This is a genomic window from Streptomyces sp. NPDC053076, from assembly GCF_044546845.1.
In the GTDB taxonomy this organism is placed as follows: Bacteria; Actinomycetota; Actinomycetes; order Streptomycetales; family Streptomycetaceae; genus Streptomyces.
In genome coordinates this window covers 343,442-357,103 of record NZ_JBITZL010000005.1, presented here as the reverse complement: position 1 = coordinate 357,103, position 13,662 = coordinate 343,442, and the positions used below count along the sequence as shown (strand labels likewise).

General features: G+C 72.8%; 12 protein-coding genes. 7 read left to right on the top strand and 5 right to left on the bottom strand.

The window, feature by feature from the left end:
• Window positions 1–17 precede the first annotated feature (17 nt).
• Both ACIGYR_RS22945 and ACIGYR_RS22940 read right to left on the bottom strand, forming a co-directional pair.
• A complete protein-coding gene (locus tag ACIGYR_RS22945; RefSeq protein WP_391844480.1) occupies window positions 18–869 on the bottom strand; it encodes a siderophore-interacting protein in 852 nt (283 codons plus the stop codon).
• Window positions 870–988: 119 nt separating this feature from the next.
• Complete coding sequence (locus ACIGYR_RS22940) at window positions 989–1,909, bottom strand: 5'-3' exonuclease H3TH domain-containing protein (protein ID WP_399600991.1); 921 nt, start codon at window positions 1,907–1,909, stop codon at window positions 989–991.
• A gap of 155 nt (window positions 1,910–2,064) precedes the next feature.
• On the opposite strand from ACIGYR_RS22940, the gene ACIGYR_RS22935 reads away from it, so the two are divergent.
• The 4 genes from ACIGYR_RS22935 (at window position 2,065) to ACIGYR_RS22920 (ending at window position 6,980) form a co-directional block, all read left to right on the top strand.
• Entirely contained in the window at window positions 2,065–3,144 is a 1,080-nt protein-coding gene (locus ACIGYR_RS22935) for a glycine betaine/L-proline ABC transporter ATP-binding protein (RefSeq protein ID WP_399600988.1), read from the top strand.
• Window positions 3,137–4,951, top strand: coding sequence for an ABC transporter permease/substrate binding protein (locus ACIGYR_RS22930; RefSeq protein ID WP_399600985.1), 1,815 nt, complete (start codon window positions 3,137–3,139; stop codon window positions 4,949–4,951). Before ACIGYR_RS22935 ends, ACIGYR_RS22930 begins: the two co-directional genes overlap by 8 nt.
• A gap of 386 nt (window positions 4,952–5,337) precedes the next feature.
• Window positions 5,338–5,910 carry a helix-turn-helix domain-containing protein gene (locus ACIGYR_RS22925; protein ID WP_391844488.1) on the top strand — a complete coding sequence of 191 codons (573 nt, stop codon included), beginning with the start codon at window positions 5,338–5,340 and terminating at the stop codon, window positions 5,908–5,910.
• A gap of 350 nt (window positions 5,911–6,260) precedes the next feature.
• Window positions 6,261–6,980 (top strand): helical backbone metal receptor, encoded by a 720-nt coding sequence (locus ACIGYR_RS22920; protein ID WP_399600982.1) that lies wholly within the window; start codon window positions 6,261–6,263, stop codon window positions 6,978–6,980.
• On the opposite strand, the gene ACIGYR_RS22915 is transcribed toward ACIGYR_RS22920, so the two are convergent.
• Complete coding sequence (locus tag ACIGYR_RS22915) at window positions 6,892–8,055, bottom strand: TDT family transporter (RefSeq protein WP_399600979.1); 1,164 nt, start codon at window positions 8,053–8,055, stop codon at window positions 6,892–6,894. The two genes, ACIGYR_RS22920 and ACIGYR_RS22915, sit on opposite strands and share 89 nt — an antisense overlap.
• Before the next feature lie 70 nt (window positions 8,056–8,125).
• Here ACIGYR_RS22915 and ACIGYR_RS22910 point away from each other — a divergent pair, with 70 nt between their 5' ends.
• Both ACIGYR_RS22910 and ACIGYR_RS22905 read left to right on the top strand, forming a co-directional pair.
• The gene (locus ACIGYR_RS22910; RefSeq protein ID WP_399600977.1) at window positions 8,126–9,070 is read left to right on the top strand and encodes a LysR family transcriptional regulator; all 945 of its coding nucleotides are present in this window, start codon (window positions 8,126–8,128) and stop codon (window positions 9,068–9,070) included.
• Between the two features lie 380 nt (window positions 9,071–9,450).
• Window positions 9,451–10,446 carry a phosphotransferase family protein gene (locus tag ACIGYR_RS22905; RefSeq protein WP_399600974.1) on the top strand — a complete coding sequence of 332 codons (996 nt, stop codon included), beginning with the start codon at window positions 9,451–9,453 and terminating at the stop codon, window positions 10,444–10,446.
• A gap of 86 nt (window positions 10,447–10,532) precedes the next feature.
• On the opposite strand, the gene ACIGYR_RS22900 is transcribed toward ACIGYR_RS22905, so the two are convergent.
• The gene (locus ACIGYR_RS22900) at window positions 10,533–11,219 is read right to left on the bottom strand and encodes a gamma-glutamyl-gamma-aminobutyrate hydrolase family protein (RefSeq protein ID WP_399600971.1); all 687 of its coding nucleotides are present in this window, start codon (window positions 11,217–11,219) and stop codon (window positions 10,533–10,535) included.
• Between the two features lie 207 nt (window positions 11,220–11,426).
• Window positions 11,427–12,179, bottom strand: coding sequence for a FadR/GntR family transcriptional regulator (locus ACIGYR_RS22895; protein WP_399600968.1), 753 nt, complete (start codon window positions 12,177–12,179; stop codon window positions 11,427–11,429).
• Window positions 12,180–12,274: 95 nt separating this feature from the next.
• On the opposite strand from ACIGYR_RS22895, the gene ACIGYR_RS22890 reads away from it, so the two are divergent.
• A complete protein-coding gene (locus ACIGYR_RS22890) occupies window positions 12,275–13,639 on the top strand; it encodes a glutamine synthetase family protein (protein ID WP_391844502.1) in 1,365 nt (454 codons plus the stop codon).
• The last annotated feature ends 23 nt before the right edge of the window (window positions 13,640–13,662 follow it).

Sequence of the window (13,662 nt, the reverse complement as noted above, 5' to 3'; positions counted from 1 at the left end):
TCGCCGTTCCGGAGCGCTCAGGCGGCCGCTGCCGCCGGGTCGCCCTCCTGCTCGGCCTCGATCCGGGCGTTCCAGTCCCGCTTGGACGCCTGCCAGCCGTCCTCGTTGTGGCCGAGACGCCAGTAGCCGGAGATCGACAGGTCCTCGCGCGGGACCTGGAGCTCCACCCGCAGCAACCGGCGCAGCTCCTTGACGAAGCCCGCCTCGCCGTGCACGAACGCGTGCATCCGGCCCGCCGGGAACTCAAGCTCGCGCACGGCCTCCACCAGCGCCTCGCCGACCGGCCGGTCCCCGCGGTGCAGCCAGACGACCTGCACCGCGGTGTCGATCTTCTGCTCCTCCTCGGGGCCGGACACCTCGACGAAGGCGTGCGCGCGGGCGCCGGCGGGCAGCGTCTCCAGTGCGCGGGCGATGGCGGGCAGCGCGCTCTCGTCACCGGCGAGCAGGTGCCAGTCGGCCGCCGGGTCGGGCGCGTACGCGCCGCCGGGGCCCATGAAGCGGACGGTGTCGCCGGGTTGTGCCCTGACGGCCCAGGGGCCGGCCAGGCCCTCGTCGCCGTGGATCACGAAGTCCAGGGTGAGCTCGCGCTGCTCGGGGTCCCAGCCGCGCACGGTGTACGTACGGGTCACCGGCCACTGTTCGCGCGGGAACTCGGCGCGGATCCGCTCCAGGTCGAAGGGCTCCGGGTAGGTGACACCGGTGGCGCCGAACAGCAGCTTCACATAGTGGTCGGTGCAGGTGTCCGCGGCGAACCCGGCGAGACCCTCACCACCCAGCACCACGCGCTGCATATGCGGAGTCAGCCGTTCGGTGCGTACTACCTGGGCGGTATGGGGCTTGCGCGGCTTTCGTCCCGGGCGCTCTGCCATCACGGCCTCCTGCAATTGGTTAGGTTTACCTAAGTTAGCACCTCGCTCCGATTCAACACCCCTTTCCTGAGACCTTGCTGAGGGCACTTTTCCGGGGTGTTCCGCCGGTGCCCCCAGGGTCAGCGCGTCAACGTGGTCAGCAGCCGCTCCAGCGAGCCGCCCAGCCCCCAGCGGCGGGCCAGCTCCTCCAGTGCCGCCGGGTCGCGCGGGGCGCGCGGCAGGACGGTCTCGACGTCCGGCAGCGGCACATCGCCGGCCACCCGCACCACCTTCGGCGCGACCGCCACATACGGCCGGGCCTCGGTGAGCCGCTTGCGCTGCGACGGTGTGAGCTTCGCGCGCGGGTCGTCGACCGCCGCCATGATGCCGGCCAGGTCACCGAACTCGGCGAGCAGCTTCGCGGCCGTCTTCTCGCCGATGCCGGCCACGCCCGGCAGGCCGTCGCTCGGGTCGCCGCGCAGCAGCGCCAGTTCCGCGTACCCCCGCCCGTCGACGCCATACTTCTCGCGCAGCACCGCCTCGTCGGTCAGCTGGAGCGTGCCGACACCCTTCAGCGGATACAGCACACGGACCTCGCGCTCGTCGTCCACCAGCTGATACAGGTCGCGGTCGCCGGTGACGATGTCGACCGGTCCGGCGGCCCGTGCGGTGAACGTGCCGATCACGTCGTCCGCCTCGTACCCCGCGACGCCGACGCGGGCGATCCCGATGGCGTCCAGCACGTCCTCGATGACCGGCACCTGCGGCGCGAGGGTGTCCGGCACCTCCTCCTCGTCCGGCGCGCCCTCGTGCTCCTCGGCGACCCGGTGCGCCTTGTAGGTGGGGATGAGGTCCACCCGCCACTGCGGGCGCCAGTCGGCGTCCATGCAGGCCACCAGCTTGTCCGGGCGGTGGTCCTTCACCAGCCGGTCGATGAAGTCCAGCAGCCCGCGAACCGCGTTGACGGGCGTGCCGTCCGGCGCCCTCACGGAGTCCGGGACGCCGAAGTAGGCGCGGAAGTACAGCGAGGCGGTGTCGAGGAGCATGAGTCGTCCGGTCACGCACGCATCATGCCGTACGGCACCGACAGTGGCCTTTCGCCCCGGAACGCGTTGCGTGCTGCGCATCGCGGTGAGTCCCGCCACTCGCGGGTTTGCCCCGGCACGACCTGGGGAGGCGCCGCCTCTGTCCTGTCCCCGGACGACGAGAGGTACGCGTGGCACCCAGGCTTGAGGCAGAGCATCTGTACAAGGTGTTCGGAAGACGACCGGACGAGGCAGTGGAACGGCTGCGGACGGGTACCGACCGGGCGGAGCTGCGCGCCGACGGCACGACCGCCGCCGTGATCGACGCCTCCTTCCGCGTCGAGGAGGGCGAGATCTTCGTCGTCATGGGGCTGTCGGGCTCCGGCAAGTCCACCCTGCTGCGCATGCTCAACGGGCTGCTGGAGCCGACCGCGGGCCGCGTGCGCTTCGACGGCCAGGATCTGACCACCCTCACCGACCGGGCACTGCGCGAGCTGCGCTCGAAGAAGATCAGCATGGTCTTCCAGCACTTCGCGCTGTTCCCGCACCGCAGTGTCCGCGACAACGCCGCCTACGGCCTGGAAGTGCAGGGCGTGCCCCGCGCCGAGCGTGAACGCCGCGCCGACGAGGCGCTCGCCCTGTGCGGCCTGGCCGGCTGGGAGAAGTCCTGGCCCGACGAGCTGTCCGGCGGCATGCAGCAGCGCGTCGGCCTCGCCCGCGCGCTCGCCACCGACGCGGACCTGCTGCTCATGGACGAGTCCTTCAGTGCCCTGGACCCGCTGATCCGCCGGGACATGCAGGACCAGCTGCTGGAACTCCAGAAGACGCTGAAGAAGACCATCGTCTTCATCACCCACGACCTGAACGAGGCCATGCGCCTCGGCGACCGCATCGCCGTCATGCGCGACGGACGCATCGTCCAGACCGGCACCGCCGAGGACATCCTGCTGCGTCCGGCGGGCGACTACGTGGCCTCCTTCGTCCAGGACGTCGACCGCTCCCGTGTGCTGAGCGCAGCCGCCGTGATGGACACCGACCTGCGCGGCGACGAGGCCGACTGCGGCTGCGAGACCGCGGCGCCCGGGACGCCGTTCACCGAGCTGTGCGCGATCAGCGCCCGGCTGTCCCATCCGGTCGCCGTCCTCGACGAGGGCCGCGCCCTCGTCGGTGTCGTGCCCCGGCAGCGCCTGGTCGCCTTCCTCGGTGACGAGCGGGGCGAGCCGACGGCATGTGACGGCAGCGGCGGAAAGAAGGTGATCGGCCGTGCCTAGGATCCATCTCGGCGACTGGGTCGACTCCGGCGTCGACTGGCTGGTCTGCCACCTGTCCTGGCTCTTCGACGCCATCAAGGCGGTCATGGAGGGCATGTACAACGGCATCGACTCGGTGCTCGCCGCCCCCGAGCCGCTGCTGATGGCGGGCATTCTCGCCGTCGTCGCCTGGTGGCTGCGCGGCCTGCCCGCCGGCGTCCTCGCCTTCGCCGGGTTCGCCCTCGTGGACTCGCTCGACCTGTGGGACCAGGCCATGTCCACGCTCGCCCTGGTCCTCGTGGCGACCGTGATCGCCCTGGTGATCGGGATTCCGCTGGGCATCTGGGCAGCCCGCTCCCAGGCGGTCAGCGCGGCCGTACGACCCGTCCTGGACCTGCTCCAGACCATGCCGTCGATGGTCCTGCTGATCCCGGCCATGCTGTTCTTCGGACTCGGCACAGCCCCCGGTGTCGTCGCCACCCTGATCTTCGCGCTGGCCCCCGGCGTCCGCATGACCGAACTGGGCATCCGCCAGGTCGACGCGGAACTGGTCGAGGCCGCCGAGGCGTTCGGCACCACCCCGCGCAACATCCTGTGGCGCGTCCAGCTGCCGCTCGCCCTGCCGACCATCATGGCCGGCGTCAACCAGGTGATCATGCTGGGCCTGTCCATGGTCGTCATCGCCGGCATGGTCGGCACCGGCGGCCTGGGCGGCGCCGTGAACCAGGCCATCGGCCAGGTCGACATCGGCTACGGCTTCGAGGCGGGCGTCGGCATCGTCGTCCTCGCCATCTACCTGGACCGCGTCACCGGCGCCCTCGGCACCCACCTCTCCCCGCAGGGGCGCAGAGCCGCCGCGCAGGACCGCACGCGCGCGTGGTCGTACCGCCCGCGCCCGGCCGTCGCCCTGGCCGGTGTCGTCGTCCTCGCGCTCGTCGCGGGCGGCATCGGGGTCTTCGGCCCCTCCGCCGGTACCTCCGAGGCATCCGGCACGAACGTCGGCAAGGGCAAGCAGATCAGGCTCGGCTACATCCCCTGGGACGAGGGCATCGCCTCCACGTTCCTGTGGAAGGAGCTCCTTCAGGAACGCGGGTTCGAGGTGACCACGACCCAGTACGCGGCCGGTCCCCTCTACACCGGCCTCGCCACCGGCCAGCTCGACTTCGAGACCGACTCCTGGCTGCCCACCACGCACGCGGAGTACTGGGCGAAGTTCGGCAAGCAGCTGGACGACCTCGGCACGTGGTACGGCCCCACCTCCCTGGAGCTGACCGTGCCGTCCTACGTGAAGGACGTGAACTCCCTGGAGGACCTCAAGGACCACGCCTCCGAGTTCCGCGGGAAGATCATCGGCATCGAGCCGAGCGCCGGCATGATGGGCCTGCTGAAGGACAAGGTGCTCAAGCGGTACGGCCTGGAGGGCACGTACGACGTGGTCGACGGCTCCACGCCGGCCATGCTCGCCGAGCTCAAGCGCGCCTACGGCCGCAAGCAGCCGGTCGTCGTCACCCTGTGGTCGCCGCACTGGGCGTACAGCGACTACGGCCTGAAGAAGCTCAAGGACCCCAAGGGTGCCTGGGGCAAGGGCGACGGCGTGCACACCCTCGCCCGCAAGGGCTTCGCCGCCGACAACCCGCAGGTCGCCCGGTGGCTGAAGGACTTCTCGATGACCGAGGAGCAGCTGACGAGCCTGGAGGCGCAGATCCAGAAGTCCGGCAAGGGCGAGGAGGGGGACGCCGTCCGCACCTGGCTGCGACAGCATCCGGGACTGGTCGACAAGTGGGCCCCCGTCGCCGAGGACGACGCCCGGAGCCAGGCGGCCGGGTGACTTGACCGGCCCGGACCGCCTCCCGGGGGGCGGGCGCCGCCGGACGCCGACGTGCGTCCGGCGCTGCCCGCCCCTCGCGGCGTTTCCGCCTACGGAACAGATCAGGCCAATCACCCTGAGTCACGGACGAGGGTCGGCGTGGAAGCTCCAGGCCCAGCTGGTCGGCATATTCATCCTGCCGGGGGAGCCCGTCCCGGACCGGTCCCCGGCCCCGGGACACTGGCGAGAACAGTGAGGGTGAGGGATCAAGGGGATGTCGGAGATGTGACAGGCACGTGAAACGGTTTGCCGAACATGCGTAGGGTGCAGAGAAGTCATCGGAAGAGGGATGCCCCAGGACGGGCACCCGGACAGCGGCACGACGAGCGAGGGAGGGAGCCGGAGCGATGGGCGACCACAAAGAGCAGCAGCCCGTGCGGGTGGGCGCGGCCGTCCGGCGGCGCCGCCGTGCGCTGGAACTGACCCTCGCCGTCGTGGCCGAGCGCAGCGGTCTGTCCGTGCCCTTCCTCAGCCAGGTCGAGAACGACCGGGCCCGCCCGAGCCGTACCTCCCTGGAGAAGCTGGCCGATGCCCTGCGCACCACGGCCGTCGAACTCCTCGCCGCCGCCGACCCGGCCGCCAGCGTGGACGTCGTCCGCGCCGAATCCGTGGCCGAGGGCGACTTCGATCCGCGTACCCGCTCCCTGGTGCGCGGCCACCACCAGTTGCACGCCTCGGAGTTCACCGGCGACCACGACGCCGGCCGGGAGTTCCAGCACCGCAACGACGAGCTGATGTATGTCGCGGACGGCGCGGTGGAGATAGAGGCCGAGGGGCGTGCCTACCGCCTCGGCCGCGGCGACACCCTCTATCTGACCGGCGGGGTCCGGCACCGCTGGCGGGCCACGGTGCCCGACACCCGGGTCATCGTGGTGGCGGTCGCCGAGCACATCGAGGCCGTCCACGACAGGTCCCGCTGAATGTCCCGGGGGGAGGGGCCGGCGGTGCTCGGGGGGAGGGGCCGAAGAAGCCCCGGGGGAGGGCCGACGGTCGCCTGCGGATGCGTCCGGGCTGGTCGCGCAGTTCCCCGCGCCCCTTCGGGGGCTGTGTCGCTTCCCTGGTGGGGTTGGCGGTGGTGTGCGGGTTCGTCGGGGCTGGTCGCGCAGTTCCCCGCGCCCCTTCGGGGCGCTGTGGCGGTCGGTGGTGTGATGCTTCGGGGGTGTGATGTTTCGCTTCGCTGGTGGGGTCGGCGGTGGTGTGCGGGTTCGTCGGGGCTGGGCGCGCAGGTCCTCGTGTCGCTTCGGGGTGTTGAGTTCGGCGGGGTCGCGTAGTGCGGGTCGTCTCCCTGGTGCCTTCCCTCACCGAGGCTGTCGTGGTGACGCTTCCCGGGGTTCTCGTCGGCGCCACCGACTGGTGCTCCCATCCGGCGGACCTGGACGTCACCCGGATCGGAGGCACGAAGAACCCGCGGTGGGAGCGGATCGTCTCCCTCGCCCCCGACCTGGTCATCGCCAACGAGGAGGAGAACCGGGCTGCCGATCTCGACGCCCTGCGTGCGGCAGGTCTGCGCGTGCTGGTCACCGAGGTGCGGAGCGTGCCGCGGGCCTTCGCCGAGCTGGACCGGGTGCTCACCGCCTGCGGCGCGCCGGGACGGCCCGCCTGGCTGGCCGAGGCGGAGGCGGCCTGGGCGTCCCTGCCGGAGCCGGCGGAGCGTGCGACGGCCGTCGTACCCGTCTGGCGCCGCCCCTGGATGGTCCTCGGCCGGGACACCTTCGCGGGTGACGTCCTGGCCCGCCTCGGTGTGGACCACCTCTACGCCGGCCACCCCGAGCGCTACCCCCGCGTCCCGTTGGAGGAACTGCGCGCGGCGGCGCCGGATTTGGTCGTCCTTCCCGACGAGCCCTACCGCTTCACCGCGGACGACGGCCCGGACGCCTTCCCGGGCCTGTCCTGCGCCCTGGTCAGCGGACGGCACCTGACCTGGTACGGCCCGTCCCTGACGCAGGCGCCACGGGTGCTGGCCGGGGCCCTGCGAGCAGCTCACCGCTGAGCAGACCGCGCACGGTGCCGCGGGCCGCGGCGAGCCAGGCCACCACGAGGACGCCGTACAGACCGACGGCGAGCGCGTCGTACACGGCGAGACCGGTGTGCCGGGCGAGGGACGCCGCGCCGGTGACGCAGGTGCCCACCGGGAAGGTGAACGCCCACCAGGTCAGCGAGAAACCCATGCCCTGCCGCCGGGCCCGTACGACGTGCGCGACGGCGAGCGTCAGCCAGAGCAGTGCGAACCCCATGACGGGCACGCCGTACAGCACGGCGAAGACGGCGAGGCCACGGTCGTAGGGGGCCGGTACGACCCCGGGCGCGACGTCCGCGATCTTGCCGACGGCGGTGACGGACTGCCCGAGCGGACCGAGGACCAGGAACAGGGTCGGGGTGAGCGCGAGCGGCAGCGGCCCGGCGGTGATCAGCCGGGCGAAGATCAGCGGCAGCATCAGCAGCGTGGCCAGCAGACTCAGCCCGAACATCGCGAAGCAGGCCAGCAGCAGGGTCTCCCGGGGCTGGCCCGGCGGCAGATGCGGCACCAGCAGCGGGCCGAGGGCGGCCGACACCATGGGCGCGACCAGCGGCAGCAGCCAGACCGGGGTGGCCTGGGCGGGCTCGACACGATGCCGTACCGCCATCAGGTACGGCACGGCGACGGCGGCACCGAGCCCGATCGCCGTACCGGCGGAGAACAGGACGGTGTCCAGGGCGACCGCCGTACGTGTGCCGATCAGATCCAGGCCGGCCGTCAGGGCGCCGCCGCCCACCGCCAGCAGGGCCATCGCGAGGCAGCCGTAGAACGGAGCCACGGCCGGGTCCAGGACATGGGCGCGGGCCTGGTCGCGGTGGCGGACCCAGTGCACGGCCCGCGCGGTCAGCAGGACCAGCAGCAGGAGCAGGGACAGCGCCCAGACGGCCGCGAGGACACCGCGTGGGCCGTGCGCCGATCCCGGCAGCGCGACGCCGGCCGAGGCGACGATGGCGGTGCCCATGACGGCGGCGTACCAGTTCGGTCCGAGGTGGCGGAGCCGGGCGGAGGGATGCAGAGGCAGGGGTAGGGGCTGGGCTGCGGTGACCATGCCTCCACGGTCGCGCCGCCGGTCGCTCCTGACCAGGAGGTTCCCGCCTATGGGGACATAAGCTGGTCTTATGAGCGAGGCGGAGGGACAGCGGCAGGGCGCGGCGGCGCAGCGGGAGAGCAGGGAATCGCTGGCGCACCGGGTGCCGGATCTCGCCGCGCTGGAGCTGCTGCTGGCGGTGGCGCGACTGGGCAGTCTCGGCGCGGCGGCACGCGAGGTCGGCATCACCCAGCCGGCCGCGAGCAGCCGGCTCCGCTCCATGGAGCGGCAGCTGGGCGTGGCGCTCGTCGACCGCTCGCCGCGCGGCTCCCGGCTCACCGACGCCGGCGCCCTGGTCACGGACTGGGCCCGGCGGGTGGTGGAGGCGGCGGCGGCCTTCGACGCGGGGGCGCGGGCGCTGCGGGACCGGCGGGACTCGCGGCTCAGGGTCGCGGCGAGCATGACCATCGCCGAGTACCTGCTGCCCGGCTGGCTGCTCGCGCTGCACGCCGAGCGCCCCGACACGGCCGTCTCGCTGCTCGCGGGCAACTCGGCGAAGGTCGCGGAACTGCTGCTGGCCGGAGAGGCGGACCTCGGGTTCGTGGAGGGCCTGACCGTGCCCACGGGCCTGGACTCCACGGTGATCGCCCGCGACCGGCTGATCGTCGTCACCGCGCCCGGCCATCCATGGGCCCGCCGCCGGCGCCCCCTGACGGCGGCGGAACTCGCGGCGACCCCGCTCATCCTGCGCGAACGCGGCTCCGGAACCCGCCAGGTCCTGGACACGGCGCTCGGTGGCCTGGCCCGGCCGCTGATCGAGCTGTCCTCGACGACGGCGGTGAAGGCGTCCGCGGTCAGTGGCGCGGGCCCCTCTGTCCTCAGCGAACTGGCGGTGGGCGAGGAACTGGCGATGCGGCGCCTGGTCAGCATCCCGGTCGACGGCGTCTCGCTGCGCCGAGACCTGCGAGCGGTATGGCCCACCGGCCACCGCCCGACGGGCCCCGCACGAGAGCTGCTGTCGCTCACACGCGGATGACGACCGTTCCGACTCCCTGAGGGCGGGGTGCGGAGCTCCGCCCGACCGGCCGGCCACGGCCCGGGCCAGCAGTGGTTCGCTGTTCTCGGGGTGCTGACCTGTCGGCGGCCGGTCCGGTTTCCTGGGGGCGCGGGGAACTGCGCGACCGGCCGACCACAGGTCCGCGCCCGGGAGCGGTGAGTCTGTGGCTGCGACGGTGGCCGATCCACCCCATGCCCAGGTCGGCTCCTCAGGCGCGTGGGGATCCGCGCGACCGGCCGACCACGGCCCGGGCCCGGGAGCGGGTCGGGGTGGCAACCGCGGTCGATCCGCCGGGTGGCCGGGCCGGCCGGGGCGAAAAGCCTTGGACCCGCGGCTCACCAGCCCGCACCATGCTCTCCATGACTGTCACCGCTCCGCCCGCCACCGGCGTCCGAGCCCCCTGGGAAGACCTCCCGGCCGTCGTCCGCGACGCCGTCGCGGAGGTGCTCGGGGCGCCGGTCGTGCGGGCGGTGACCCAGAACGGCGGCTTCTCGCCCGGCGTGGCCGTCCGCGTGCGCACGGCCACCGGCCGCGCCGGCTTCGTCAAGGCGGTGAGCGCCGAGGCCAACCCGCACAGCCCCGGCCTGCACCGCAAGGAGGCGCGGAACACCGCCGCGCTGCCGGCCGCCGTACCCGCGCCCCGGCTGCTCGGCTCGTACGACGACGGCACCTGGGTGGCCCTGGTCTTCGAGGAGGTGGCCGGACGCCAGCCGCACGTGCCCTGGCGGCCGGCGGAACTGCGCCGGGTGCTCGACGCCGTCACCGTGCTCGCCCGTACCGGCACCCCGTCCCCGGTCGACGCCCCACCCGTCGCCGAGGACCTGGCCGACGCCTTCTCCGGCTGGCGCCGGCTGCACGACGGCGAGGCCGGTGACGTGCGGGGCCGACTCGGCGAGTGGACCGCCGTCCACCTGCCCGAACTCGCCGCGCTGGAGGCCGGCTGGGCGGAGGGCGCGTCCGGGGACACCCTGGCCCACGGCGACCTGCGCGCGGACAACGTCCTGCTCACCGCCGACGGAGGCGTCGTCTTCGTGGACTGGCCGCACGTCCTGCGCGCCGCGCCCTGGTTCGACCTGCTGGTGCTGCTGCCGTGCGTACGGGCCCAGGGCGGCCCCGATCCCGAGGAGGTGTTCACCGCGCACCCGCTGGGCCGGGCCGCGGACCCGGACGCCGTGACCGCGACGCTCGCCGCCCTCACCGGTTACTTCTTGCGCAGCTCACTGAATCCCGCGCCGCCGGGTCTGCCCACCCTGCGCCCCTTCCAGCGCGCGCAGGGCGACGCCGCCCTGGCCTGGCTCAGGAGGCGGTTGGGACCGGGGCCCGCGTGGCTCGCGGATTTTCCCGGGCCCGGTTAAAGAAGCGGCTGTGACCCCGTGGGCCCGGCTCGGGTGGCGGCTGTGACCAGGGGCCCGCGTGGCCCGCGGATTCTCATGGGCCCGGCTCAGGAGGCGGCTGTGATCAGGGCCCGCATGAGTCGTAGATCCTCGGCCATCTCCGGGTGCCACTGCACGCCCAGGGCCCAGCCGCGCTCCGACGGCAGCTCCACGGCCTCCACGGTCCCGTCCGCCGCGTAGGCCGACGGGACGAGCCCCGCACCGAGCCGCTCCACCGCCTGATGGTGATAGGTCGGCACCGTCAGCTCCTCCGGGACGATGTCGCCGTAGAGCGTCCCCGGCACCGGCTTCACCGGGTGGCCGCCGAACACGCCGACCACCTCCGCGTGTCCGTCCAGGTGCTGGACGAGCGTGCCGCCGAGGGCGACGTTCAGCAGCTGCATGCCCCGGCAGATGCCGAGCAGGGGCACACCCGCCGCCAGCGCCGCCTCGATCAGCGCCAGTTCCCAGGCGTCCCGCTCCGGCGCGGGCGGCCCCGTGCGCGGCGAGCGCTCGGCGCCGTACCGGGCGGGGTCGACGTCCGGGCCCCCGGCGATGACCAGCCCGTCGAGCCGGGCCACCGCTTCGGCGGCCCGCTCCGGGGCGTCCGGCGGCAGCAGGAACGCCAGTCCGCCGGCCCGCTGCACCAGCCGTGGATAACCGGCCGGCAGCAGCACCGCCTCCAGCTCCCACACACCCCAGCGCGCGCCGGACTCCAGATATGTGCTCACGCCGATCAGCGGCCGTACGGTCATGCTGCCCTCCCTGGCATCCAAAGGTGCTCGCTTCACGGTGCGCGCCTCCAACGGCCTGCTTCAAGATGGCCCGGTGGCCTCCAAGGGCCCGTTTCAAGGTGGCCCGGTGGCCTCCAGGGGCCCGTTTCAAGGTGCCCCGGCGGCCTCCAGGGGCCTGCTTCACGATGGCCCAGTAAAGGTTCGCCGTCAAACCTTTGCAGATCCGGCTCAGGTCAGGAAGCCCCGCAACAGGGCCGCCGTCCCCGCGCAGTGCTCGCGCATCATCTCCCGCGCCCCGTCCGCGTCCCCGTCCAGCACCGCCTCCACCAGCGCGGTGTGCTGCCGCTGGGAGTGCTCCAGGTTGCGGACCAGCAGCGGGATGCAGTCCAGCAGGTCGTTGACCGTCGCCCGGACCGCCGCGTACTGCGCGGTCAGCGACGGCGAGCCGCACAGCTCGGCCAGCGTCAGGTGCAACAGCGTGTCGGCCCGCCGGTAATCCGCCAGCGGGGCCTCGTGCGTGCGGTCCAGCGCCTCCCGCAGCCGCCCCGCCTGCTCCTCGGTCAGCCCGTGCGCCGCGCACAGCCCGGCCGCGCCCACCTCCAGCACCTCGCGGAAGCGCAGCACGTCCTCGACGTCGACCTCGGCGATCCGGCGCCGCAACTCGTCCTCGCCGCCCGCGTCCGGACGCGGCAGCACGAACGTTCCGCCGTACCGTCCGCGCCGCGCCTCCACCAGCCCCTGGTCCTGCAACACCTTCAGCACCTCGCGCAGCGTCACCCGGCTGATCCCCAGCCGCTCCGCCAGCTCCCGCTCGGCCGGCAGCCGTTCGCCGCCCGGCACCAGGCCCAGCCGGACGACCTGGAGGATCTGCTCCAGCGCCTCCTCGAAACCGTTGCCCGCCCGTACCGGCCGCAGCACCGGAGTGAGCCGGTCGGTCCCCAGGTGCTCGCGGAGCCCTTCCGGACCCGCGTCCTGCGACATGCGCCGCACCCCCTTCCCAAGCAATGGTTCTCCGCAATACCTTATGGCTTCCGGCCCGGCCGAAAAAGCGCGATGGCGCCCAAGGAGGCTCTCCCGTGGCAGACCGCACACCCCCGCTCAGCGTCGAGGAACTGCACGCCCTCGTCGCGAGCGGTGAGATCGACACTGTCGTCCTGGCCTTCCCCGACATGCAAGGGCGGCTCCAGGGCAAGCGGTTCGCCGCCCGCTTCTTCCTCGACGAGGTCCTGCACCACGGCACCGAGGGCTGCAACTACCTCCTCGCCGTGGACACCGAGATGAACACGGTCGACGGCTATGCGATGTCCTCCTGGGACCGCGGCTACGGCGACTTCGCCATGCGCCCCGACCTCGCCACCCTGCGCCGCGTCCCCTGGCACCCCGGCACCGCCCTGCTCGTCGCCGACCTGGCCTGGAACGACGGCTCCCCGGTCGTCGCCGCCCCCCGTCAGATCCTGCGCCGCCAGCTGGAGCGGCTCGCCGCGCTCGGCTACACCGCCCAGGTCGGCACCGAGCTGGAGTTCATCGTCTTCAAGGACAGCTACGAGCAAGCCTGGAACGCGAACTACCGCGGGCTGACCCCCGCCAACCAGTACAACATCGACTACTCCATCCTCGGCACCGGCCGCATCGAACCCCTGCTGCGCCGGCTGCGCAACGACATGGCCGGCGCCGGCCTCACCGTCGAGTCCGCCAAGGGCGAGTGCAACCCGGGCCAGCACGAGATCGCCTTCCGCTACGACGAGGCCCTCGTCACCTGCGACCAGCACGCCCTCTACAAGACCGGCGCCAAGGAGATCGCCGCCCAGGAGGGCGTCTCGCTCACCTTCATGGCCAAGTACAACGAGCGCGAGGGCAACTCCTGCCACATCCACCTCTCGCTCGCCGACGCCGACGGCGCCAACGCCATGGCGGGTGACCTGGACGGGGGCATGTCCGAGGTGATGTGCCACTTCCTCGCCGGACAGCTCGCCGCCCTGCGCGACTTCTCCCTCCTCTACGCCCCCAACATCAACTCCTACAAGCGGTTCCAGCCGGGCTCCTTCGCGCCCACCGCCGTCGCCTGGGGCCACGACAACCGCACCTGCGCCCTGCGCGTGGTCGGCCACGGCCGCTCCCTGCGTTTCGAGAACCGCCTCCCCGGCGGAGACGTCAACCCGTACCTCGCCGTCGCCGGCCTGGTCGCGGCCGGCCTGTACGGCATCGAGCAGAAGCTCGAACTGCCCGACCCCTGCCCGGGCAACGCCTACACCGCCGGATTCGCGCACGTCCCGACCACCCTGCGGGAGGCCGCCGACCTCTGGGAGAACAGCCCGATCGCGAAGGCCGCCTTCGGTGACGAGGTCGTCGCGCACTACCGCAACATGGCACGCGTCGAGCTGGAGACCTTCGACGCCGCGGTCACCGACTGGGAGCTGCGCCGCTCCTTCGAACGCCTGTGAAGACGCCCGGGAAGACGCCCGTG

Excerpts from the sequence above, each read along its gene's own strand:
- ACIGYR_RS22945 (WP_391844480.1), bottom strand. The coding sequence starts at position 869 with ATGGCAGAGCGCCCGGGACGAAAGCCGCGCAAGCCCCATACCGCCCAG.
- ACIGYR_RS22925 (WP_391844488.1), top strand. The coding sequence starts at position 5,338 with ATGGGCGACCACAAAGAGCAGCAGCCCGTGCGGGTGGGCGCGGCCGTC.
- ACIGYR_RS22915 (WP_399600979.1), bottom strand. The coding sequence starts at position 8,055 with ATGGTCACCGCAGCCCAGCCCCTACCCCTGCCTCTGCATCCCTCCGCC.
- ACIGYR_RS22910 (WP_399600977.1), top strand. The coding sequence starts at position 8,126 with ATGAGCGAGGCGGAGGGACAGCGGCAGGGCGCGGCGGCGCAGCGGGAG.
- ACIGYR_RS22905 (WP_399600974.1), top strand. The coding sequence starts at position 9,451 with ATGACTGTCACCGCTCCGCCCGCCACCGGCGTCCGAGCCCCCTGGGAA.
- ACIGYR_RS22900 (WP_399600971.1), bottom strand. The coding sequence starts at position 11,219 with ATGACCGTACGGCCGCTGATCGGCGTGAGCACATATCTGGAGTCCGGC.
- ACIGYR_RS22895 (WP_399600968.1), bottom strand. The coding sequence starts at position 12,179 with ATGTCGCAGGACGCGGGTCCGGAAGGGCTCCGCGAGCACCTGGGGACC.